The sequence below is a fragment of the Corynebacterium sp. KPL1986 genome (assembly GCF_000477975.1).
Classification (GTDB): domain Bacteria; phylum Actinomycetota; class Actinomycetes; order Mycobacteriales; family Mycobacteriaceae; genus Corynebacterium; species Corynebacterium accolens.
Genome location: NZ_KI515719.1, coordinates 1,678,125 through 1,700,128, shown reverse-complemented (window position 1 = coordinate 1,700,128; position 22,004 = coordinate 1,678,125). Strand labels below are relative to the sequence as shown.

Here is a 22,004-nt window from a genome sequence, read left to right as displayed (position 1 = left end):
TAAGCAGGGTGTTTTCTATATTGAGGTATCCCGGGAAACGCGGGTATTCAGGTGGTACCTATCGGTGCGGTAGACCGAGGAACACCACTCCACGGGCTTATCCCCCGAGCGCGAGCAGCGCACGATGTGCAGCAATGGGGAACCCACGGGGACATCGAGAAGCGGCGCAATCTCCTCATTGGCGGCAATGGCGGAGACGGTCTGGTCCGCGTCCGTGATGGGGACGCCAAACGTCTTATCCAAAATGGAATACACCGAATTATAGGTGTCATTTTCCAGCAGGCTCGGCGCAAAAGCGGAGTTATACCAGCCGTCATCGATGGAATAGGGCTCGCCATCGCCCAAGCGCAGTCGGCGCAAATGAATCTGTTCTTCCGTGGCAGGGGTGCCAAAGAAGTTGGTGGCCGCCTCCGGGGCGCTCGCGCGGCCGCTGTTGAGGATCTTGGAGGAAGCCACCACATCCTGAGCACTCATTTCATCGGAAAAGGAGGCCAGGTGCAGGCGCGATACCAAGGGGTTGGGGGCAACGAAGGTGCCCTTACCGCGCACGCGGCGCAATCTGCCGGCGGCTACGAGATCCCCGATGGCCCGGCGCACCGTAATGCGGGAGACACCGTAGGTCTCCTCCAGGAGCCTCTCACCGGGGAGGATATCACCGGGTTTGAGGGTGGTATTACATAATTCCTCCAGAATATCGTGCAATTGGGCGTGCTTTGGGGTGGGGCCATCGCTGATTTCGCGGGCCGGTAATTCTAGGGAGGACATGATTCCATAATAATTCGCTGGTTATTACCACGGCAAGGCAATGGCAGTGCGTTAGAATCAGTTCCGTGATTGATCTCAAGCTACTCCGTGAAAACCCAGACGTTGTCCGCGCCTCCCAGGTCACCCGTGGGGAAGACCCCTCGCTCGTGGATCAGCTCCTCGCAGCCGATGAGAAGCGCCGCCTTGCCATCCAGAAGGCCGACGAGGTGCGTTCCCAGCAGAAATCCCTGGGCAAGAAGATTGGTCAGGCCTCCCCGGAAGAGCGCCCGGCGTTGCTGGAAGGCGCAGATGAGCTGAAAGCCAAGGTCAAAGAGGCTGAAGAGGCTCGGTCCGCGGCTGAGGCCACGGTGGAAGAGCTGCAGTACAAGATCGATAACGTCGTCGAAGGCGCACCCGCCGGCGGCGAGGATGACTTTGTCCTCGTTGAAGAGGTAGGTGAGATCCCGCACTTCGATTTCGAGCCCAAGGACCACCTTGAACTCGGTGAATCCCTGGGGCTCATTGACGTCAAGCGCGGTGCGAAGGTCGGCGGCGCCCGCTTCTACTACCTCACCGGCGATGGCGCATTCCTGCAGCTGGGCATGCTGATGTTGGCTGCGCAAAAGGCGCGGGAAGCCGGCTTCCAGCTGATGATTCCGCCGGTTTTGGTGCGCCCAGAGATCATGTCCGGCACGGGCTTTTTGGGCCAGCACTCCGATGAGATTTACTACCTGCCAGCCGATGATCGCTACCTCGTGGGCACCTCCGAAGTCGCGCTGGCTGGCTACCACAAGGATGAGATCATCGATCTATCCAATGGTCCCCTGCAGTACGCGGGTTGGTCCTCCTGCTTCCGCCGGGAGGCCGGTTCCCACGGCAAGGACACCCGCGGCATCCTGCGCGTGCACCAATTCGACAAGCTAGAAATGTTTGTCTACTGCAAGCCGGATGACGCCGAGGACATGCACCAAAAGCTCCTCGATATGGAAAAGGAAATGCTGGCTGCGATGGAATTGCCGTACCGCACCATCGATATCGCCGGCGGTGACTTGGGCTCTTCGGCGGCCCGCAAATTCGATAACGAGGCGTGGGTGCCAACCCAAGGCACCTACCGCGAGCTGACCTCCACCTCCAATTGCACCACCTTCCAGGCCCGCCGCCTGTCCACCCGTTACCGCGATGAGAACGGGAAGACGCAGGTGGCCGCCACCTTGAACGGGACCCTGGCCACCACCCGTTGGATCGTGGCGATCTTGGAAAACCACCAGCAAGCCGATGGCTCCGTCGTTGTTCCAGAGGCCCTGCGCCCATTCGTGGGCAAGGATGTCCTCACGCCGCAGTAGCCTGCGGAACAAAGCTAAAGGAGCACCATGAACGCTGCGACGAATTTCTTGTACCGCCAGATCACCCACATCGGGCGCGGCCTCACCTTGGCCCAAGGCCTGCAGATGCGCCTGTCTGGGGAGGAGAATATTCCCGATGACGGCGGTGCCGTCCTTGTGTGCAATCACACCGGGTATATGGATTTTCTGTTCGGCGCGTTCATTGCCTATCGCAAAAAACGGCTGGTGCGCTTTCTAGCCAAGGCCAGCATCTTTAGCACCCCAGGCGTGGGCGCCCTGCTGCGCGCTATGGGGCACGTGCCGGTAGACCGCATCGATGGCAAAGAGTCCTTGCGCAAGGCGGTAGAGCTTGCCGAGGCCGGCGAGCTCGTCGGCGTCTTTTCTGAAGGCACGATTTCCCGCAGCTTTGAAATTCGCAGCATGAAAACCGGCGCCTCCCGCATCGCTTTTGAAGCCGGTGTGCCGGTTGTTCCGCAGGTGATGTTCGGCTCGCAGCGCCTGTGGACAAAGGGCCACAAAAAGAACTTGGGCCGCACCAAGACTCCGGTCTTTATTACCGCGCTCGAGCCGTATTACCCCACCGGGGATCCAGAAGCCGATACCGGAGAAATCCGCCGCCGCATGCAGGAGGCCTTGGAGGGACTCTGGGAGGATTACGAGGCGGAGTTCGGCCCCATGCCCGCCGGCGAATATTGGGTTCCCGCGCGCAAGGGTGGTTCCGCCCCGACGCTGGAAGAGGCCGAAGCCCGCGATGCGGAGGTGGAAACGGAGCGGCACCGGGTGCGTCGCCTGCGCGATGACTTGGTGGGACTCAAAGACCGCGTTTCCGTTTCCACCGTTGAACTCGTGCGCAACCACATGGCCTCTGCCAAGGGTGAGGAAGGCCAGGATGGGCACGATGGCAAAGAGTCGCAGGAAAAGAAGCACATCGCGGCCGATACCTTGGAGTGGGTCAAGACCAACCTCAATGCCGTGGTGGAAGAGGCAACCCGCGGCTTGGATGAGGGCAAGGATAAGGTCGCCGATGTCATGGCCCAGCTGAAGACGGATGTGGCGCAGGCCCAGGCGTCGATTGCCGCAAGCAGCAAGGAGATCTGGGAAGGATCCGTGGTAGAGCAGGGACTGCTCGCCGCGGCGACCCAATCGCGCTTGATCGTCTCCCGCCTGCCGCACCGGCTCAAGGCCCAGTTTTCTGCCATCCCGCGCGTAGTGGTGGCGCATCAAAGCACGCTGAACTGGGAAGATGATGCCCTGACCCCGCGGCTGAAGGCGGCGCTAGAAAGCATCTACCCGGCGGCGGAGGTGCTCATCGTGGTCTCGTGCGATGCGGATCTCGATGTCCCGCAGGCGGTGTGGCATATCCAGCTTGATGAGCAGGCCGAAAAGCCGCTCTTGGATAAGGAGGCGATGAAGGTTACCTCCGCCACGGCCGCCGCCGGCGTGGACTGCATCCTGGATGATTTGGACGCCAAGCCGAGCGAGGCATTGGTCTTTGGTAATGAGCCGGGGGATGAGGGGTTTTTGAATCACATCCCGGTCGTTGCCCTGGAGACAGCACCCATCGAAGTGGTCAAGGATGCGCAGGCTGTGACGTATTCCGCCGAGCGCGCAGGCATGTCCGAGGTTTTGGAAGCGATGGCCCGGTTACAAAAAGACTAGGCGCGTGCAAACGTTGGCGTTACCACCCCCGCGAGGGGGTGGTTTTCTTTTTGGTTGGCTAATCAAAGGGCGGGAATTGACTGCTTACGGGGCCGGAAGTTACGTGTGAGAAACCTCTAGTGAATGTTTAAGCGGTGACCTCTACCATAGGAGATAGGAGATATTGGCTCTACTTTTTAGAGTGCAATAGTCGCCATCATGAATCATCCAAAACTTGCTTTTAGCTGTGCTTACGCCATCTCATTCATCGTTTGTCGGAGCAAGCACGCATGAGCACCAAGGAAGGAGATGCGGTCTCTAATGACCCAGCAAAGCAATCAATCCTTTAACCCCAAATATTTTGAAAATGTGTGGAATGGCTACGCGGATGAGGACTACGACGTCGTCATCATCGGTGGTGGCTCCGTAGGTGCCGGCGCGGCACTGGATGCGGCAACCCGTGGTTTGAAGACCGCGGTGCTGGAGTCCCGCGATTTCGCCGCTGGTACCTCTTCTCGCTCTTCCAAGATGTTCCATGGTGGCCTGCGCTACCTTGCAATGTTTGACTTCCGCCTCGTGGCAGAGTCGCTGAAGGAGCGCGAGCTCAACATGTCCACGTTGGCTCCCCACCTAGTTAAGCCGCTGAAGTTCATCTTCCCGCTCACCCACCACGTATGGGAGCGCGTCATGATGTTCGGTGGCTTTACCCTTTATGACCTCATGGGCGGCGCAAAGAGCGTGCCGATGCAAAAGCACCTCACCCGCAAGGGTGCCCTCAAGGTCACCCCTGGCCTGAAGGAAGACGCCATCGTCGGCGGTGTGCGCTACTACGACACCCTGGTGGACGATGCTCGCCACACTATGACCGTGCTGCGCAGCGCCGCCGAGTACGGCGCCGATGTGCGCACCAATACCGAGGTCATCGGCTTTGACAAGGACCGCGGCGGCCGCGTCGTTGGCGCTAAGGTCCGCGATACCGCCACCGGCCGCGAGACCACCGTGCGCGGTAAGGTCTTCATCAACGCCACCGGCGTCTGGAACGACAAGATCCAGGAGCTGGCCGGTGTGGAAGGCAAGTTCACCGTCCACGCTTCCAAGGGCGTGCACATCGTCGTGCCAAAGGATGCCCTGGATGCAGAAGCAGCCCTGTGCTTCGTAACCGAAAAGTCCGTCCTCTTCGTCATCCCATGGGGTGACTACTGGATCATCGGTACCACCGATACCGACTGGGAGAAGGGCCTATCCCTTCCGGATCCCGCCCCCACCAAGGCGGATATTGACTACATCCTGGATGAGGTCAACCAGCGCGTGCGCCGCCAGATCACCCGCGATGACATCGTCGGTGTTTACTCCGGCCTGCGCCCGCTGCTGTCCGGCAAGTCCGACTCCACCACTAACCTGTCCCGCAACCACGCCGTGGCTCGCGTGGCCCCGGGTATGGTCTCCGTTGCCGGTGGTAAGTACACCACCTACCGCGTCATCGGTAAGGATGCCGTTGACCTAGCCGTGGAAGAACTCGGCGGCAAGGTGCCAGAGTCCATCACCGAGCACACCCCGATCCTGGGCGCTGCCGGCTACCACGCTCTGGCCAACCAGATTCCTACCTTGGCCCGCCGCTACAACCTGAGCGAGGACTTCATCGAGCACCTGCTCGGCCGCTACGGTTCGCTTTTGGGCGAGGTTCTGGCTCCTGCGCAGGATGATGAGTCCCTGCTCGAGCCCGTTCCCGGTGCTGAAACCTACCTCTGGGCTGAGGTGCGCTACGCCGTCACCCACGAGGGCGCGCTGCACTTGGACGATATCTTGACCCGTCGCCTCCGCGTTGCCATCGAGTTTGGTGACCGTGGCGTCAACGCAGCTCCTGCGGTTGCAGATTTCGTTGCTCCGCTGCTGGATTGGAGCGAGGAAGACAAGCAGCTCGAGGTGGATACCTTCACCAAGCACACCGAGGCAGAGCTGGCCGCTGAGGCAGCTGTGACCGACCGCGAAGCTAACGACATCCTGGTCCGCGCTGGCTCCGCTCGTCCGACCGAGACTCAAGGATAAGGGGAGGCGCTAATGGCTGGATCTGATGCATTTTTGTGGGAGTTTATCGGCACCACACTGCTGCTGCTTCTTGGTAACGGCGTGTGCGCGCTGGTAAACCTCCGCACCTCGGGCGCTCGTGGCTCCGACTGGATTGTTATTGCCTTGGGCTGGGGCATGGGCGTCTTCGTCGGCGCCAGCGTGGCCGACCCCTCTGGCGGCCACTTGAACCCTGCGGTAACGCTCATGCTTGCGCTCAATGGTTCGCTTGAATGGAACCTGGTTCCGTTCTACGCGCTAGGCCAAATCCTGGGTGCTATGTTCGGTGCCTTCCTGGCATGGGCCGCGTTCAAGCAACTCTTCGATGCGAATAACTACGACGAAGAGGGCAAGGTTACCGGCGCCAATTCTGAAACCGGGGGAATCTTCTTCACCGCCCCCGCACACCCACACAATGGCTGGAATACGGTAACCGAGTTCATCGCCACCACCGTATTGTTGATGTTCATCGCCTTCGGTCCTGCCGGTGGCGAGCTGGGCCCACTGAGCTACTTCGGCGTGGCATTCGTCGTTGTTGCCGTCGGCCTGTCCCTTGGTACGCCTACGGGATACGCCATCAACCCGGTCCGTGACTTGGGACCGCGTTTGATGTACGCCTTCGTCCTTCCCATTAAGGACAAGGGCAGCGCTAACTGGGGCTATGCATGGGTGCCGATTGTTGGCCCGCTGCTTTCGGCTGTTGCCGTTGGCCTATTGTCCATTGCGCTTTAATCCACCCCCTATACAGGAGAAATTAGACACATGAGTGATAAGAAATACGTCGCAGCTATTGACCAAGGAACCACCTCAACCCGCTGCATCATCTTCAACCACGATGGCGATCAGGTATCCGTGGGCCAGCTCGAGCACGAGCAGATCTTCCCAGAAAAGGGCTGGGTAGAACACGACCCGCAGGAGATCTGGAGCAACACCCGCCGTGCTGTGGGGGAGGCTTTGGCCAATGGCGATATAACAGTAGAAGATATCGACTCCGTCGGTATCACCAACCAGCGCGAAACCACCGTGGTGTGGGATAAGAACACTGGTGAGCCCGTCTATAACGCCATCGTCTGGCAGGACACCCGCACCTCCGCCATCTGTAAGGAACTGGCAGGTGAAAAGGGCCCGGATAAGTGGCGCCGCCGCACCGGCCTGCTGATCAACTCCTACCCAGCGGGCCCGAAGGTCAAGTGGATCCTCGATAATGTTGATGGTGTCCGCGAGCGCGCCGAAAAGGGCGAGCTGCTCTTCGGCACCATTGACTCCTGGCTGCTGTGGAACCTGACCGGCGGTGCCGAGGGCGACGGCGACAAGGAAGCGCTGCACGCAACGGACGTGACCAACGCTTCGCGTACGCTGCTCATGGACATCGAAAAGCTGGAGTGGGACGAAGAGCTGTGCAAGGAAATGGGCATTCCGATGTCCATGCTGCCGGAGATTCGCCCGTCCCTGGGTGATTTCCGCACCGTCCGCGAGCGCGGCTCCCTCGCCGGCGTTCCCATTCGCGCTATCTTGGGCGACCAGCAGTCCGCTATGTTTGGCCAGGGCTGCTTCCGCGCGGGTTCGGCCAAGAACACTTACGGCACCGGCCTCTTCCTGCTGCTGAACACCGGTACGACCCCGAAGTTCTCCGAAAACGGCCTGTTGACCACCGTCTGCTTCCAGCGCGAGGGCGAGCGCCCCGTGTACGCACTGGAAGGCTCTGTTTCCATGGGTGGCTCCCTGGTGCAGTGGCTGCGCGATAACCTGCAGCTCATCCCCAACTCCTCTGCCATTGAGAACCTGGCACGCGAGACCAAGGACAACGGCGGCGTGTACATCGTCCCGGCGTTCTCCGGCCTCTTCGCTCCGCACTGGCGGTCCGATGCCCGCGGCGTCATTGTGGGCCTGACCCGCTTTGCCAACCGTGGGCACCTGGCGCGCGCCGTCCTCGAGGCAACCGCTTACCAGACCCGCGACGTGGCAGATGCCATGGTGGCGGATTCCGGCGTGGAGATCACCGAGCTGCGCGTGGATGGCGGCATGACCACCAACGAGCTGCTCATGCAGTTCCAGTCTGACATCCTGGGCGTGGAAGTACACCGCCCGAAGAACATTGAGACCACCGCAACCGGCGCCGCTGTCGCTGCCGGTTTGGACAATGGCTTCTGGGAGGACCTCAGCATCCTGGATACCCAGCGAGGTGACCTCACCGTATTCAAGCCCAAGATGGAGCAAGAAGAGGTGGACTTCCTCTACGGTGAATGGAAGCGCGCTATCAAGCGTTCCTTGAACTGGGAAGACTCCGATGAGGATGAGATGGACTTCTAAGTCCTGAAGTAAACTCGCGGGTATGGATACTTTCCCTACCCGGGCCCCTCGGCTCATCGCGAGCGATATTGACGGCACCCTGTTGGACCGCAATCATCGCGTCCCGCGTCGCAACCGCGACGCAGTGGCGCGGGCGGTGCAGCAGGGTGCTTATTTTGCGTTATCCACCGGTAGGCCCTTTCGCTGGATAGAGCCGGTGCTGGAGCAGCTCACGGTGCGCCCGGTATGCGTGACATCTAATGGGGCGGTGCTCTATGATTCCGCGGAGGACCGCGTCTTATCCGCGCGCGAGCTGTACCCGGACGCGTTAGAAGAGGTGGTGACGGTTGCGCAGCGCGTCCTTGGTACCGTCGGCTTTGGCGCGGAACGCGCGGGCGGTTCGCTTGCCGATGCCCCCGAGGAGCTCTTCGTCGTCGACCCGCACTACTCCGAAAATGCCCTCTTTGAAGGCTTCGGCGTGGTCAGCGTGGGCGAGCTGGTGGCGCAGCCAGTGGTCAAGCTGCTTATCCGGAATACGGAATATTCCGCACCGGAACTCTATGACTTGATTGCTCCCCATATCGATCCGGAGCTGGCGCATATCACCTACTCCATGCAGGAGGGCGTGCTCGAGGTTGCGGCCCCCAACGTCACCAAGCGCCGCGGCGTGGAGTGGTTGGCCAAGCAGCATGGGATAGCGCAGGAAGAGACCATTGCCTTTGGTGATATGCCCAATGACATTGAGATGCTCACCTGGGCCGGCTGCGGGGTGGCAATGGAAAACGCCCTCCCGGCGGTAAAGGCGGCCGCTGATGCGGTCACCGTGGCCAACCACCAGGCGGGCGTGGCGAAGGTGTTGGAGCGCTGGTTCTAGCGCCCTTTCTCCATGGAGGAGACTATTTGGTGTAGATGTCTACCTTTTCGGTATCGATGTTGTAGACAATCTCGCCGCCCTGGAACTGGACGCGGATTTCCTTGCCGTTCTTAATCTCATTGGTCGTGGGCAGGCCGAGCTTGGAGGCGTTATCGCCCTCTGCCCACTTCTTAGCAATCTCCCCGGTCAGGGCCTTGGCTCCGGAGTCCTTGGAGGAGAGGACCACGCCGTTTTGGAAGAGCTGGTACATGATCTTGCCGGAATCGGTGGAGTTCGGTCCACCAACGGCGAGTCCCAGGACTGGGCCAAAGGCGTTGAGGACGGAGGTCCAGGATTCCTTGAGGCCTTCGTTATTAGAAAGCTGCACAACCTTGTTGACGATATTCGGAATATCGCCCGCGGTCAGGTTACCGGCAACCTTTTTATCAGTATCCGGCTGTGCCACGCGGTCGTTGGCAACCAGGACGCCGAAGACGGCGGCGGCGATGCCAGCCAAGGCCTGGATGGTCGATACTGGAATGTCGACACCGCCGATGGAGGAGGTGGTCCCGCCCGGGGTGGACTGACCGCCGCTAATCGATGGCTTCTTATCCCAATTCATTGCAGCAGAGTTACCGCCGGCCTTGACCGCGTTGTACTTCTGCTTGGTGTTATCGCGGATCTCTTTCCAGTGCTGCACGGTGTGGCTACCCGGGCACTGGGTGTAGTGGAAATCATTGTGTCCGCTGAAGGCAGGCACGGTTGCCTGCGTGCCGGCCGCATATTTGGAGCCGCCGAAGCCACCAGAGGTCAGGGTAGCGGTGCCGGTGGGATCGATGCCGGAGATAGCGGCCTTCCATCCGGCGATTTCTGCCACCGAGTTCAGCATCTTCTGTGATGGTTCCGCAATTTCGTAGTTACCAATCATGGAGATACCCCAGTTATGGGAGTTGAAGCCACCAACGTGGGCGCCCTGGACGGCCTTGTCGAGTCCGCCGTAACGGCCTTCGTAGATGGTGCCGAACTTATCCACGAGCACGTTGTATCCAATATCGCACCAGCCCAGGTTCTGTGCGTGGTATTCGTAGGCAGCGCGAACCTGCGCGGCGGCCTGTGCCGGGGTGTAGTTATTGGAGCCCGCGGTGTGGTGCAGCGTCATCGCCTTGATGCCGTCATCGTAGGTGGGCTGCTGGCAGCGCTTGGATTCATCGGCGCCCCATCCGGAGCGAGAAACTACCTTTGGCATGCCATCGGTGGTGGCAGTAGGTTCGATGGCTTGGCCTTCTTGGGCATTGCCGTCCATGAAGACGGCATCTAGGTCCGACACGGTGGTGCGGTCAGTGTTGTTCTCATCAGCTACAGGGGCGATATCGCCGACGTTATAGGGCAGCGGTGCGGCACGGTTGGCATCCGCAGCGCCGGCTGCTTTTTCGAGCAATTCAGCATCGTCATCCAGGTTGGAGCCGGTCACGAGGTCCACATTGGCCATGGATACCTGCACATCGTTGGTATCGCCCACGTAAATAAGCTCGGTACCGTTCTTGCCATCGCCGTAGTTCATGGCATCCATATCGAACCATTCGCTCCAGGAGCCGTCCTCCTGCTTGGAGCGGACGAAGGAGTGCACGTCGCGCTTGCCTTCCCAGGTCACGGCGAACATGTTGAATGGCTCGTCGCGGTGGAAGTGCTTGACGGCACGCGGGCCCTCGCCATCGCCTTGCGCTGCCACGGCGGGATCATCAACGACGACGGAGTCGGCGTCGCTAAAGCTTTCTGAGGCGTTTTTCACCTCGATGGGCCCGCCGGAACCGGAGTCCTGGGTTTTGAGGACCTGTTGGCCGCCGAATGCGGCCGCCATGACGAGGGCAATGGAGGAAACCGTCGCGATGACGGGTGTGGTCCACGGTGACCTCGTGGGGACTAGTCGACGTCGTTGCTTCACTCTATTCTCCCTGGGTTGAGTAAGTGCCGATGTAGCTGTAAAAACGGTTGCCAAAAGTTAACAGTTGATAGTGATGCTACGAGTGTGACAACTGTGAATCTTGTTGCGACACGCCGATGACCCGTGTTCCTCGCTGGCGTGCAATAAAGTGGGAGCCATGACTTCTTATGACCTCATCGTTGTTGGTTCCGGATTCTTTGGCCTGACCGTTGCGGAAAGGGCCGCTAGCCAGCTGGGAAAGAAGGTGCTCATCGTTGAGCGCCGCGAGCACCTGGGCGGCAATGCCTACTCCGAGGCGGACCCCACCACCGGAATTGAAGTGCACAAATACGGCGCGCACCTCTTCCACACCTCCAATAAGCGGGTGTGGGAGTACTGTAACCAGTTCACCGATTTCACCGACTACCAGCACCGCGTCTTTGCCATGCACGATGGCACCGCCTACCAATTCCCCATGGGGCTAGGGCTTATCAACCAATTCTTCGGCCGGTACTACTCACCCGATGAGGCCCGCGAATTGATCAAGGACCAGGCCGGCGAATTCTCTGTGGATGAGGCCAAGAACCTGGAGGAAAAGGCCATTGCCCTTATCGGCCGTCCGCTCTATGAGGCGTTCATTCGCGACTACACCGCCAAGCAGTGGCAGACCGACCCCAAGGAACTGCCGGCCAGCAATATCACCCGCCTGCCGGTGCGCTACACCTTCAATAATCGCTACTTCAACGACACCTATGAAGGCCTGCCCGTCGATGGTTATGCGGCGTGGCTAGAAAACATGGCGGATCATGAAAACATTGAGGTCCGCCTGGATACCGACTGGTTCGATGTCCGCGAGGATCTGCGCGCCGAGTCTCCGGACGCTCCCGTAATCTACACCGGCCCGCTGGATCGATACTTTGACTTCGCCGAAGGCGAGCTCGGCTGGCGCACCCTGGACTTCGACCTCGAGGTCCTCGACACCGGTGACTTCCAGGGCACCCCGGTGATGAACTACAACGATGCCGACGTGGACTTCACCCGCATCCACGAGTTCCGCCACTTCCACCCAGAGCGCAAGGACCGTTACCCCTCCGATAAGACGGTCATCATGAAGGAGTACTCGCGCTTTGCCGATAAGGGCGATGAGCCGTATTACCCCATCAATACCCCGGAGGATCGCTCCAAGCTGGAGGCGTACCGCAAACTAGCGGCCCAAGAAGCCAAGGAGAACAAGGTGTTATTCGGCGGCCGCCTGGGCACCTACCAGTACTTGGATATGCACATGGCCATCGGCGCCGCGCTGTCCCTATTCGATAACAAGCTCGTGCCCTTCTGGAACGAGGGCAAGGCCATCGAGCAAGAGCGCGGGCACTAAGAGCTGCTAATCTTCCCTGGGCACGCTATGATTAGTCACCTCACAGGTTAGGAGGTGACGGCATGGCTCAACGCAAGAAATACACCAAGCCCGGGCACGCGGACCGCAGCATGTGGAAGATGTCCCCGGAGCGGCTCCAGGAACATCTGAAACTGCGCAGCCGCGCAACGCGCATTCCCGATAAGAAAAAGCAGCAAGCAAAGAAGGCCTGCCGGAACACCCGGCGGGCCTTTCCGCTGCTTAACCCCGCGATTATGAGTGCTCGCATCGCTCACTAGGTGCGACACTGGAAAGTATTTTTATGGTGTTTATTCAGCCCGAAGCCCAAAAATTCCTCGACTTAAACAAGGACGCCCCACAGCTGGATACGCGCACCCCTGAAGAAAACCGCGCCGCCCAGCAGAAGACGGCAGCGGCGTGGGGCAAGAAAACCCCGATGGTTTCCGTGTACGAGACCTCGGTGCGCGGTGTCACGGTGCGGGTTTATGTGCCACAGGAGCCCGCGCTTGCCGATGCCCCACCAGCAGCGCCTGCCTTTATCTTCTTCCACGGCGGCGGCTGGGTGCTGGGGGATTTAGAGACCACGGATACAACCGTGCGGGACATTGCCGCAGAAGCGGGAATCATCTGTATCAGCGTGCACTATCGCCGTGCACCGGAACACCCCTTCCCAGCACCACTAGATGATTGCCGTGCAGTAGTAGACGGGGTGTTACAAGGAGAACTGGGGATTGGCATCGATCCAACGCGCGTTGCCGTGGGCGGAGACAGCGCGGGCGGCAATATCGCAGCGGTGATTGCACAAGAACTGCGCGATAAGCTGGCTCATCAAGTGTTGATCTATCCCGTCATGGATTTATCCACCTTTGACACGCAATCCCATTCGGATTTTAGTGACGGCTACTACCTCACCCGGCGGCGCCTTAACTATTTTTATGATTCTTACGCGGGCACCGCAGACCGCACGGATATCCGCATGTCTCCCGGCAGGAATGGCGATCTGGTGGGGCTACCTCCAGCGACGGTGATTACCGGTGAGCTTGATCCGTTGGTCTCTGAGGTAAGTGACTACGTTGAGCGAATGCTCAATGCGGGAAATGTAGTGAGCTCGATCGAATTTAAAGGCCAAGTTCATCCGTTCGTCCAGATGGGCGGGATTATTTCGGATGCGTTGATTGCGCGCACCATTATCGGCAGCGAATTAAAGCGTGCGCTGCGGGGCCGAGGCTAAAGGCCGCGATCTGCCCGAGCTAATAGAAATCTCGGCGTGAACACTCAACACAACACCCAACACTCAACACAACACTGCACATGTTGAGTGTTGTGTTGAGTGTTATGTGTAGTGTTCACCCATAGTTTCGGTGCTAAAACCCTGCCACCACCAGTTTTGCCAGCTGGCGGCCTCTGGGTGCGGTGGCGGAGTGATGGTGCCGTGTGGTGTGTGCATAGAGCTGACAGGGCTGATGCCGTGCAGTGAGTTGATAAACCATAGAGGGCATTCCGCAGCGAGTGCCGGGGTCAACGGGCGCTGAACGGTGGAAAGTCCTGCGTCATTGCAGCGGTGCAGGACCTGGCGCAGGGTCACGCTGGGCAGGCGCACGCCGGTAGGAAGCAGGAGGGTGTCGCCGTCCCAGGCGATGAGCGCGCCGGTGGTGATTTCTGCGATAGCGCCGTGGGCATCGATAATCGCGGTGTCATCGGTGCCGCTTACCTGATACTGCTCGCGGTAGGCGGCCAGGGCGGGCAGGTCCGGGCCTTTGACTAGAGGCCGCACTCGGGGATCGGGGGCCTGTGTATAAGTAAGGCGCGTGTGGGCGCGCGGAGCCGGGGCAGGCCGGATATCGAGGTAAAGCTCGTCGGCTATGAGGGCGATGCGGGGGAAGAGCTCGCCGCCTGAAAGCAGCTCCAGCATGGCGGGGACGAAGCCGGCGGGCAAGGCTCCAGCCACGGATTCGAAGCGCTTCAGGTGGAGCTGGAGGCCGTGCGTGCGGCCTTGCGAATGGCGCCAGGAATCGGCCACGGTGCAGGAAGCGGTTGGTGGGGTGCAGGGGATAAAGGCGCCGTCGCGCCAGATATAGGAGCTCATGACCACGCCCCGAGTACCGATTGGGCCTTGAGGTTTCTTTCGGCCAGCTCGGCTGCGGGATCGGAATCGAGGACGATGGCGCCGCCGGCACCGACGGTGACCTCGTTAGCCGCGCGCACCGCGGTGCGGATGACCACGCTGAAATCCGCCTCGCCGGAATAGCCGAGGTAGCCCACGATGCCGGAATAGACGCCGCGGGGGCCACGCTCGAGGGCATCGATAATCTCGCAGGTGCGCAGCTTCGGCGCGCCGGTCATGGAACCGGGCGGGAAGGCGGCACGGATGGCATCGAGCGCGGTGGCACCGGGGCGCAGCCGGCCGGTAATCGTGGAGACCAGCTGGTGCACGGTGGCATAGCTTTCCACATTCATCAGCCCTGGAACGCGCACGGTGCCGGGCTCGCACACGCGGGATAAGTCGTTGCGCAATAGGTCTACGATCATGAGGTTTTCGGCGCGGGTCTTGGGGTCATCGCGAAGCAGGGCGGGGTCCTGGTGGGCTGGAATGGTGCCCTTGATGGGCTTGGCCTCGACGCGGTTATCGCGCACGCTGAGGAAACGCTCGGGCGAGGCGCTGCAGATTTCCACGCCATCGAAGACCAGATGTGCCGCGTACGGTGCCGGGTTGTGCCGGCGCAGCGCAGCATAAATATCGCCGGTGGCCTGCGCGGTATAGGTATCGGTCAGGCAGACCTCGTAGCTTTCCCCGGCGTGCAAGAGCTCTTGGGCGCGCTGGATGCGGTCCAGGTAGTCGGTGGTGCGCCAGGCACCCGCGCTTGCCGATGCCCCCTCGCTTCCCACCTGCCCGCCTTCCAGGGCTTCCTCCAGCCGGTCGAGCAGGCCCTGCGCGCCGTCGCCGTCGAGGCAACACAGGTGCGCCACCTGCCGGTGGTGGTCGTAGATAAGGAAGGACTGCGGCCGGATGAAGTAGGCATCGGGATAAGGTGAGCGGTGGCGCAGCTGGATGGGCAGGGTAAGCTGCGCGCATTCGTAGCCCAAGTAACCGATTACCCCGCCGGTAAATGGCAAATCCGGCGCGTCGATGACCTGCGTGGATAGCTCGCGATCGAGGGTGGTGAGGATATCGGGGGCGTCGCCAAGCCGGTAGCGAAAGGTGCGGCTGAGGGGACCGGTGGCATCGCCAAGAATGCTATAGCGCCCGCGCGCGTCGGCGGAGTCGAGGAAGAAGGCATCGGTGCCGTCTGCCTGCAGCGCCGCGAAGACCCGTGGGCAGTCAACCGCGCCGGGGACCTCGCGGTGGAGGAGGCGAAAACCGCCGAGGAAATTGCGCAGGAGGGCCGCGCCGTGCTGGGTGAGTACCGATTCGGGGTGGAATTGCACGCCCCAATGCGGCAGGCCATCGACCTTGAGGGCCTGGACGGTGCCGTCCTCGCTGCGGGCGTGCACGGTGATGCCGGGGGCGGGCTCAATGTGCAGCGAGTGGTAGCGCACCGCCTGAAAATCCTGCGGGATGGTGGCGAAAATTCCCTCGCCGGAGTGGCTGATGGTGGATACGAAGCCGTGGCGCGGTTCGGGCGCGCGGCGTATGCGGGCACCGGCGAGCATCGCCAATCCCTGGTGGCCAAGGCAGACGCCGAGCAGGGGAATTCGCGCTGCGGCGGCCGCCTCGATAACGCGTCGGGACATACCAAAGTCGTTTTCTTCCTCCGGGGTGCCTGGGCCAGGGGAGATAACCACGTGGCTGAATTCACCGGCGCGCACGTGCTCTGGGATGCCGGCGGCCTCGCCCGCGGGAACGACGAGCGGCTCGGTTCCGGAGACCTCTGCGATGAGGTGCGCGAGGTTAAACGTGTACGAGTCGTAATTATCAATGAGCAGGATCATCAAAGGCAGAGTCTATAGCCCAGCGCGCCCCACGCGTAACTTGCTCCACGCGAGGGTTAACTACTGGGTTATGGCCAACCAATTGACGAAGGTCACACCGCGCTGTAAAGTTAACTTTAAGTTAACAAAAAGCAAACGGGGAAAGAATCCAGGAAAGGGGATAACGATGAACCAGTTTGAAACCCTCCGCCAAGACCTACACACCAAGTACGGTCACGGATATACCCGTGCTGAAATCGATGCGAAGTTGGACGAGGTCATCGCCAAGCACACCGCCAACGCCGAGCTCGCGGAATTCATCCCCGTGCTGGTAGAGCGCGAGGTGCGCGAGTTCTTCGGTGCCCACCGCATCCACGTTCGCTTCGCCGCGGGCAATAACCACGCCCTGGCCAAGGCTGCAGCGGACCTCACCAAGAAGCACGCCGGTGCGGCGCTCTACGTCGATACCGCCGCCGCGCACCCGGAAAATGACGGCAATGACCACCTGGCCCACGTCATGAGCGAGCGCGGGATGGGTCAGGCTCCCAAGAAGTACCTCGAAGAGGTGCGGACCGTGGCCATGCCGGACTACATCGTGTACCTGGGCCGCGAGGTCGAGCGCGATGAGGCCGGCAAGGACATCAAGATCTGGGACATCGCCCCGGCTGAGACCGTTGAGCAAGCCCGCGAGCTTGCCGATGACCTCGAGGCCCGCGTCTACTACATGCTGAACAAGCTGGGCATCGACCCGGTAACTGAATCCGTGCGCGTCTAGCCTAAGGCAGGGCGAAAGCAAAAAGGGCTGAGGGAAACCTCAGCCCTTTCATCATGCATGCAGTGTACTTCCATTCCGGTGGTAGGCCAGATAGAGCGGGCGGCGCGAGCGGAAGCCCGCGGCGTCGAAGACAGGGGTTAAGTAGCAGGAGGGGATCCGGACACTTTTAAGAATATTGGGGTTGCCCGCAAATAGCGGTTGCGTCCTTTCGTGTGGTGTCGTTTTTATAGAAGAGTTGGCCTATTCAGGCGTCATTGGTTTCCGTGGTGTTGCTGGTAAGCGGCTGAATGCGACCCCTGTGGTTAAGGACAGGGCTAGTGCCATTACCCATATTCTCTTTGAGAATGGTGTAAAGAAAATCAATTGACTTAAGTCCGCACATTTTAGAGGGGCAACTCTTACCATAGGTAGCATTGCTACCTATGTAGGTTATCGACCTATCTTGGGTTGAAATATTTGTTGGAGGTTTCGTGAAGCAATGGACTCGTAAAATTGCATCTTCGGTATTGCCCTTGTCGATTCTGGCGATTCTTTCAAAGGGAGAGTCATACGGTTATGAGATCAGAAAGATGCTCGTAAGTTTCAATCTTGGAGATTTTAAAAGCGGTACGGTGTATCCGCTTTTAACTCGGTTGGAGGAAGAAGGGCTCATTGCTTCGAGATGGGCGGAATTACATGATGATCCTCCTCGGAAAATGATTCAGATTACAGACGCCGGTCGAGATGCTCTCAAGGAGGGCGTCCAGGACGTGGAGTACTTACTAAGCGGTATCCGCAATGTGATGGAAGGGAAATAGCATGAGCACTCTCAATGACGAATACCTGAAAAGCCTGGCTCGGGAGCTTAGGTTAAGGTCAGTCTCCGAATCGGATATTAATCAAGAAATTCTAAGAGTCATGGAAGGTGACGGTGCTGGGGTTAACTTGAGGAACGAGTTTGGAGCCCCTAATGAATATGCAGAAGCGCTCTACCCAAATCGTCCCAAAAAGCAGTTCTACCTTTTTACGGCTATTGGAATTGCCCTTGCAGTTATAGGCTTCGTTACCTTGCATGTCTTGTTTAAAGGCGATGAGGCTTCCAGCGCAGTATCGTTAGTTAAATTTATTCCACTTATTTGCATGCCGATTGGTATAGCTATTGACGTGAAAAGATTCTCTAAAGTCTAAATCCGCCGTCGGATCCAGCCTTTAGAGAAGTCGGACCCTTTCTGCAATTCCCGCCTGCGGCACGGCGGGTGTGTCACACCAGAGAGTGTCTGATGGTTTGTGTGTGGGAACCTAACCTGCATAAGGAGGGGCCTGACCCCCGACGTGTCCACTTTCCGGGGGTCAGGCCCGAATTGAGAATGCTACTATCGCAATCAATCGCGGATGATGATATTGCACACTTCAACTGCTTTAACATCGTCCGCCGAAAAGTCTAGGCAGTTTCGTTGTCAACTAAAGGACGTTAGGTCATGTCAGAACTTGTACGACTAGAGCGTCTTTGTAAGGCCTACCCCAATCAAGAAAAGCCCGCAGTCGACAACGTTTCGCTAAGCATCGACAAGGGTAGTGTCTACGGTTTAATTGGGCGCAACGGTTCAGGGAAAAGTAGTTTAGCTCGAATCCTCACCGGCCTACTACGCCCTACTTCCGGCCATATCTGGATAAATGAAGGCAGAGATGCGTCCGCGACCTCTGACTGGCAGAGGTCAAATGTCGCATATTTGTCGCAATCTCCCCTAGCCCTAAACACTATGACTGTAAAGGAATCAATGGATTTCTTTGGTCGGCTGTACAGGACGAAGTCATCGAACAAGCAGCAGAAATGTCTCCTAGAGAAGCTAGGCATTCTTCGATTCCACAATCAAGAGGTGAGATCGCTATCTGGTGGACAAAGTAAACTTGTCCAACTTGCGATCGCTATCTCCTCAAACCGCCCTTTCGTCATTCTGGATGAGCCCACGAATGAGCTGGATGCGCTAAATCGCCGTCTAGTATGGGACGAAATTGAGGCCCTCTCTCATAAGGGAGTTACCGTATTAGTAATCACTTATGCAGTCTCCGAAGTTGAATCCTGCTTAACCCATCTCGGAATTATGGATAAAGGACGGCTCATTGCTAACGGCACGGTTAACCAAGTCATGCAAAACGTTCAAAATAGACGAACCATTGCGTACCGCACTGCATCCAATAGTGATAAAAGTTCAAAACCTTGGGAGCAGATAGTAGATGTCGACCAAGTTCCGAGAATTGTCTCGAAACTATGTCACGAAGGAGCCGACGATATTACTATCAGTTCACCCAATCTCGAGGATGTTTTTGTCAACCTAATCGCATCCAAATCGAATAAAGCATGAGTAACACTCGGGCCCGACCCCCGGAAAGTGGACACATCGGGGGTTAACTATGCGACTTTAGCTAGTATAGCTGAAGTCTCGGCTTCAAAGACATCAGGAGCCACAAGATTGCACCAGGAGTGGCGCCTGCGGGTGTTGTAGCGCATGCACCACCGGAAGACTTCCTGACGGCAGATAATGGGATTATCAAAGACTTTCCGATCACGCAGCACTTCACGTTTTAAGGTGGCGTTAAATGACTCTGCCAGGGCATTATCGGCACTCGTTCCCACCGCGCCCATGGATTGGCGTACACCCAGCGACGAGCAGTAGTTTCTAAACGCTTGTGAGGTGTACACGCTGCCGTGATCGGAATGGAAAATAGCCCCGTCAAGACTGCCACGCACACCGTGTGCGTGGGCTAGGGCATCGATGACCAGTGAGACACGCATGTGGTCTGCGAGTGCATAACCTGCAAGTTTCCGTGAATAGGTGTCAATGACTGTAGCCAAATACATGTTTTTGCCTCCCTTGCACGGCAGGTAGGTGATGTCGCCTACATAGACGTGGTTCGGCCTGTCAGCGGTGAAATTGCGGCCTACTAAATCTGGCATGACACGGTGGCCAGGCTTGCGCTTGGTGGTGATGCATCGACGTCGTTTGGTAAAGCCTTTGATCCCCATCGATTTCATGATGCGTGCGACCTTCTTATGATTGGTCGGGCCGAGGTCCGTATCGTCGTTGAGGCTTGCGGCGATGCGTTTGGCACCATAAAGCCCGTGCTCATCATCGAAGATGGTCTTGATTCTTGCACCAATAAGAGCATCAGAGCACATCTTTAACCTGCGATTTTCGCGGGTATTGACCCATTTGTAGAACGAGGAGCGATTGAGCTTTAACACATGGCACATCCGCTTGACCGAGTACTCGGTTCGGTGGTCATAGACAAACTGGAAGCGGATCACCAGCGTGTCTCTTCGGCAAAATATTTGGCGGCCTTGCGCAGAATATCGCGCTCTTCGCGCAATTTTGCGTTCTCTTTTTCTAGCTGGCGGATTCGCTCGGAATCATTCGCCGCTTGGGCTTTATCGTGCATGGCCTTTGTGCGAGCACGTTTGCCGGTGCCGTACTTTTTGACCCAAGAATGCAGCGAGGCTCGATTGATTCCGAGCTCGGCTGATGCTGAGTTCAGCGAGAGGTCCTCATTGTTCTCATAGAGGGCCACGGCATCGCGTTTGAACTGTTCGGAGTACCTGGACATGGTGGTAGATTACCAATCTTGCCAGCTCGACTGGGCTGGATATCAGGTGTCCACCACATGGGGGTCAGGTCCCTCTTACATTTACGCGCATACAGCTGACCAATTGGCGATGGTCTTGGCCGTCCATGCTGCTTACTGGAATTGTCGTTCCTGTTCTAATGTCCTTAGGACTTGGTGTGTACGCACAAAATTCAGGCGGGGCCGCCGTTGAGTACGCTGTTATTGGTGGTCTATCGTTTTCTTTACTATTCGAGCTGCAGGGGAAAATTGCCACCAATATTTCCTTTATGAAGGCGAATGGAGCCCTAGATCAACTAGCGGCTACTGGGGCGAAGCGCCTCCAGTTTGTTGTGGGGAGCTTTATCGCCTTTAGCCTCTTAGCTACTCCTTCACTGCTCATAACCCCAGTTGCGGTAGTTAAGATTCTCGGGCTTTCTTTATCTCCTTCTTTCACTATCATTCCTTCCCTAGTTTTTGCTGGTTGTACTTTCCTTTCTGCCGGAATGATAATTGGAGCATTATGTTCCAGCCTTGAGCAGGCATCTTCCATCTCATTGTTATTGGCCATTACGCTGCTAAGTCTCGGCCCGGTTGCCGTTCCTGAAGACTTGTTGCCTTCGTGGCTTCAGATAGTGGGAGAAGCCAACCCGGCTGTCCACATAAGTGAAGCCATTAGATACGGCCTCTTTGGCGGCGATGGAATCCCCTGGGGATCCATAGCGTATTTAGTGGGTGTCACTGTCGTCTTGCTTCTTGGTGCTGTGGTTTTCCTCCCCTGGCGGCATAAACGGGTATAAACGTTGTTTTCCCACGTGAACTGTCCCAGGTTTTGTTCCGTTTGAGTAGATGGGAAAATCTGGAATATGCCAAGAAAATTTGACTAGGATGCCAAGGACCGTGTGGTCCGAGAATGTCGGAGATTTTGTGTGTGGGGCTCTGATTTGAAAGGAGCTTCACCGATAATGACTACGGTATCCCCGAAGAAGAATTATGACCCGTCTAGGGTCAACGAGATCAGCGAGAAGCTGATGGAAAACCCTTAGCTTGCCAGTCTCATCGGTGAGTTGTCGACCTCGACTGACGATGACAGCGAGCTTGTGCGCGGCCATGTTGCAGGCCTCGGTTAACGCCGAGCCGCAGGCTGAAATGGATGCCCATTTGGGCTACGAGCATTCCGACCGTACGGCGAAAGCCCAGGTTGACCGCGGCCAAGGCAATAACTTCCGAAATGGGGCCTATACCTAAACCGTTGACTCTGGCTACGGCCGGTTTGAGGTAGTTATGCCCAGAGACCGCGTGGGTAGGTTTGTTGCGCGGATGGTGCCGAAGGCGCACGCCGGTTGACCGAACTCGATGACATGATCATCTCGTTGTACGCCGGCGGTATGACGGTGCGTGACATCCAGCATCACCGTGTGTCCACCATCGGGCTGGATATCAGGTGTCTACCAAACAGGGGTCAGGTCCCTTTTGCTACTTAACCCGAAGACACATCCGCGTGTAAACCCGAG

19 protein-coding genes and 1 pseudogene are annotated in these 22,004 nt (G+C 58.3%); 15 read left to right on the top strand and 5 right to left on the bottom strand.

Annotated features, from left to right (window positions below):
- Nucleotides 1-15: 15 nt before the first annotated feature.
- Nucleotides 16-765, bottom strand: coding sequence for a GntR family transcriptional regulator (locus HMPREF1287_RS07745; RefSeq protein WP_023018149.1), 750 nt, complete (start codon nt 763-765; stop codon nt 16-18).
- A 65-nt stretch (nt 766-830) separates the two neighbouring features.
- Between HMPREF1287_RS07745 and serS the strand changes: the two genes are divergently transcribed.
- The 6 genes from serS to HMPREF1287_RS07715 all read left to right on the top strand — a co-directional run bounded on the left by serS (nt 831) and on the right by HMPREF1287_RS07715 (nt 8,952).
- The gene (gene serS, locus HMPREF1287_RS07740; RefSeq protein ID WP_023018148.1) at nt 831-2,087 is read left to right on the top strand and encodes a serine--tRNA ligase; all 1,257 of its coding nucleotides are present in this window, start codon (nt 831-833) and stop codon (nt 2,085-2,087) included.
- A gap of 27 nt (nt 2,088-2,114) precedes the next feature.
- Nucleotides 2,115-3,746: a 1-acyl-sn-glycerol-3-phosphate acyltransferase gene (locus tag HMPREF1287_RS07735; protein ID WP_023018147.1), complete on the top strand. Its 1,632-nt coding sequence runs from the start codon at nt 2,115-2,117 to the stop codon at nt 3,744-3,746.
- A 300-nt stretch (nt 3,747-4,046) separates the two neighbouring features.
- The gene (locus HMPREF1287_RS07730; RefSeq protein ID WP_034654538.1) at nt 4,047-5,771 is read left to right on the top strand and encodes a glycerol-3-phosphate dehydrogenase/oxidase; all 1,725 of its coding nucleotides are present in this window, start codon (nt 4,047-4,049) and stop codon (nt 5,769-5,771) included.
- Nucleotides 5,772-5,783: 12 nt separating this feature from the next.
- Nucleotides 5,784-6,521 (top strand): MIP/aquaporin family protein, encoded by a 738-nt coding sequence (locus HMPREF1287_RS07725; protein WP_005279712.1) that lies wholly within the window; start codon nt 5,784-5,786, stop codon nt 6,519-6,521.
- Nucleotides 6,522-6,551: 30 nt separating this feature from the next.
- Nucleotides 6,552-8,099, top strand: a complete 1,548-nt coding sequence (gene glpK / locus HMPREF1287_RS07720) for a glycerol kinase GlpK (protein ID WP_023018145.1) — start codon at nt 6,552-6,554, stop codon at nt 8,097-8,099.
- A 22-nt stretch (nt 8,100-8,121) separates the two neighbouring features.
- Complete coding sequence (locus tag HMPREF1287_RS07715; RefSeq protein ID WP_023018144.1) at nt 8,122-8,952, top strand: Cof-type HAD-IIB family hydrolase; 831 nt, start codon at nt 8,122-8,124, stop codon at nt 8,950-8,952.
- 22 nt (nt 8,953-8,974) lie between these two features.
- Here the strand turns inward: HMPREF1287_RS07715 and HMPREF1287_RS07710 are convergent, their stop codons facing one another.
- Nucleotides 8,975-10,873, bottom strand: a complete 1,899-nt coding sequence (locus HMPREF1287_RS07710) for an N-acetylmuramoyl-L-alanine amidase (protein WP_023018143.1) — start codon at nt 10,871-10,873, stop codon at nt 8,975-8,977.
- A 157-nt stretch (nt 10,874-11,030) separates the two neighbouring features.
- On the opposite strand from HMPREF1287_RS07710, the gene glf reads away from it, so the two are divergent.
- From glf to HMPREF1287_RS07695, 3 genes are all read left to right on the top strand, one after another.
- Complete coding sequence (glf, locus tag HMPREF1287_RS07705; protein ID WP_023018142.1) at nt 11,031-12,227, top strand: UDP-galactopyranose mutase; 1,197 nt, start codon at nt 11,031-11,033, stop codon at nt 12,225-12,227.
- A gap of 62 nt (nt 12,228-12,289) precedes the next feature.
- A complete protein-coding gene (locus HMPREF1287_RS07700; RefSeq protein WP_023018141.1) occupies nt 12,290-12,505 on the top strand; it encodes a hypothetical protein in 216 nt (71 codons plus the stop codon).
- A 23-nt stretch (nt 12,506-12,528) separates the two neighbouring features.
- Entirely contained in the window at nt 12,529-13,458 is a 930-nt protein-coding gene (locus tag HMPREF1287_RS07695; RefSeq protein WP_023018140.1) for an alpha/beta hydrolase, read from the top strand.
- Between the two features lie 102 nt (nt 13,459-13,560).
- Here HMPREF1287_RS07695 and HMPREF1287_RS07690 read toward each other — a convergent pair whose 3' ends face one another.
- Complete coding sequence (locus HMPREF1287_RS07690; RefSeq protein WP_023018139.1) at nt 13,561-14,313, bottom strand: aminotransferase class IV; 753 nt, start codon at nt 14,311-14,313, stop codon at nt 13,561-13,563.
- A complete protein-coding gene (locus HMPREF1287_RS07685) occupies nt 14,310-16,157 on the bottom strand; it encodes a chorismate-binding protein (RefSeq protein ID WP_023018138.1) in 1,848 nt (615 codons plus the stop codon). The genes HMPREF1287_RS07690 and HMPREF1287_RS07685 overlap by 4 nt, the downstream gene beginning before the upstream one ends.
- Nucleotides 16,158-16,323: 166 nt before the next feature.
- Here HMPREF1287_RS07685 and HMPREF1287_RS07680 point away from each other — a divergent pair, with 166 nt between their 5' ends.
- The 4 genes from HMPREF1287_RS07680 (at nt 16,324) to HMPREF1287_RS11945 (ending at nt 19,253) form a co-directional block, all read left to right on the top strand.
- Nucleotides 16,324-16,911: a three-helix bundle dimerization domain-containing protein gene (locus HMPREF1287_RS07680; RefSeq protein ID WP_023018137.1), complete on the top strand. Its 588-nt coding sequence runs from the start codon at nt 16,324-16,326 to the stop codon at nt 16,909-16,911.
- A gap of 470 nt (nt 16,912-17,381) precedes the next feature.
- A complete protein-coding gene (locus tag HMPREF1287_RS07675) occupies nt 17,382-17,708 on the top strand; it encodes a PadR family transcriptional regulator (RefSeq protein ID WP_023018135.1) in 327 nt (108 codons plus the stop codon).
- Nucleotide 17,709: 1 nt separating this feature from the next.
- Entirely contained in the window at nt 17,710-18,078 is a 369-nt protein-coding gene (locus tag HMPREF1287_RS07670) for a hypothetical protein (protein WP_023018134.1), read from the top strand.
- 290 nt (nt 18,079-18,368) lie between these two features.
- Complete coding sequence (locus HMPREF1287_RS11945; RefSeq protein ID WP_023018133.1) at nt 18,369-19,253, top strand: ABC transporter ATP-binding protein; 885 nt, start codon at nt 18,369-18,371, stop codon at nt 19,251-19,253.
- Between the two features lie 47 nt (nt 19,254-19,300).
- Here the strand turns inward: HMPREF1287_RS11945 and HMPREF1287_RS07660 are convergent.
- Nucleotides 19,301-20,493 (bottom strand): IS3 family transposase gene (locus HMPREF1287_RS07660; RefSeq protein ID WP_156905094.1). Its coding sequence is split into 2 segments (ribosomal slippage): nt 19,301-20,214 and nt 20,214-20,493, totalling 1,194 coding nucleotides; the frame shifts between segments, so codons are not numbered across the junction.
- A gap of 8 nt (nt 20,494-20,501) precedes the next feature.
- Here HMPREF1287_RS07660 and HMPREF1287_RS07650 point away from each other — a divergent pair.
- Both HMPREF1287_RS07650 and HMPREF1287_RS12845 read left to right on the top strand, forming a co-directional pair.
- On the top strand, nt 20,502-21,290 hold the full coding sequence (locus HMPREF1287_RS07650; RefSeq protein ID WP_369707524.1) for an ABC transporter permease: 789 nt from the start codon (nt 20,502-20,504) through the stop codon (nt 21,288-21,290).
- A 258-nt stretch (nt 21,291-21,548) separates the two neighbouring features.
- A pseudogene (locus HMPREF1287_RS12845) lies at nt 21,549-21,932 on the top strand (transposase); the annotation flags it as partial.
- Nucleotides 21,933-22,004 lie beyond the last annotated feature (72 nt).

Excerpts from the sequence above, each read along its gene's own strand:
- HMPREF1287_RS11945 (WP_023018133.1), top strand. The coding sequence starts at position 18,369 with ATGTCAGAACTTGTACGACTAGAGCGTCTTTGTAAGGCCTACCCCAAT.
- HMPREF1287_RS07685 (WP_023018138.1), bottom strand. The coding sequence starts at position 16,157 with ATGATCCTGCTCATTGATAATTACGACTCGTACACGTTTAACCTCGCG.
- HMPREF1287_RS07690 (WP_023018139.1), bottom strand. The coding sequence starts at position 14,313 with ATGAGCTCCTATATCTGGCGCGACGGCGCCTTTATCCCCTGCACCCCA.
- glf (WP_023018142.1), top strand. The coding sequence starts at position 11,031 with ATGACTTCTTATGACCTCATCGTTGTTGGTTCCGGATTCTTTGGCCTG.
- HMPREF1287_RS07700 (WP_023018141.1), top strand. The coding sequence starts at position 12,290 with ATGGCTCAACGCAAGAAATACACCAAGCCCGGGCACGCGGACCGCAGC.
- glpK (WP_023018145.1), top strand. The coding sequence starts at position 6,552 with ATGAGTGATAAGAAATACGTCGCAGCTATTGACCAAGGAACCACCTCA.
- HMPREF1287_RS07670 (WP_023018134.1), top strand. The coding sequence starts at position 17,710 with ATGAGCACTCTCAATGACGAATACCTGAAAAGCCTGGCTCGGGAGCTT.
- HMPREF1287_RS07745 (WP_023018149.1), bottom strand. The coding sequence starts at position 765 with ATGTCCTCCCTAGAATTACCGGCCCGCGAAATCAGCGATGGCCCCACC.
- HMPREF1287_RS07725 (WP_005279712.1), top strand. The coding sequence starts at position 5,784 with ATGGCTGGATCTGATGCATTTTTGTGGGAGTTTATCGGCACCACACTG.
- HMPREF1287_RS07715 (WP_023018144.1), top strand. The coding sequence starts at position 8,122 with ATGGATACTTTCCCTACCCGGGCCCCTCGGCTCATCGCGAGCGATATT.
- HMPREF1287_RS07695 (WP_023018140.1), top strand. The coding sequence starts at position 12,529 with ATGGTGTTTATTCAGCCCGAAGCCCAAAAATTCCTCGACTTAAACAAG.
- HMPREF1287_RS07730 (WP_034654538.1), top strand. The coding sequence starts at position 4,047 with ATGACCCAGCAAAGCAATCAATCCTTTAACCCCAAATATTTTGAAAAT.
- HMPREF1287_RS07735 (WP_023018147.1), top strand. The coding sequence starts at position 2,115 with ATGAACGCTGCGACGAATTTCTTGTACCGCCAGATCACCCACATCGGG.
- HMPREF1287_RS07680 (WP_023018137.1), top strand. The coding sequence starts at position 16,324 with ATGAACCAGTTTGAAACCCTCCGCCAAGACCTACACACCAAGTACGGT.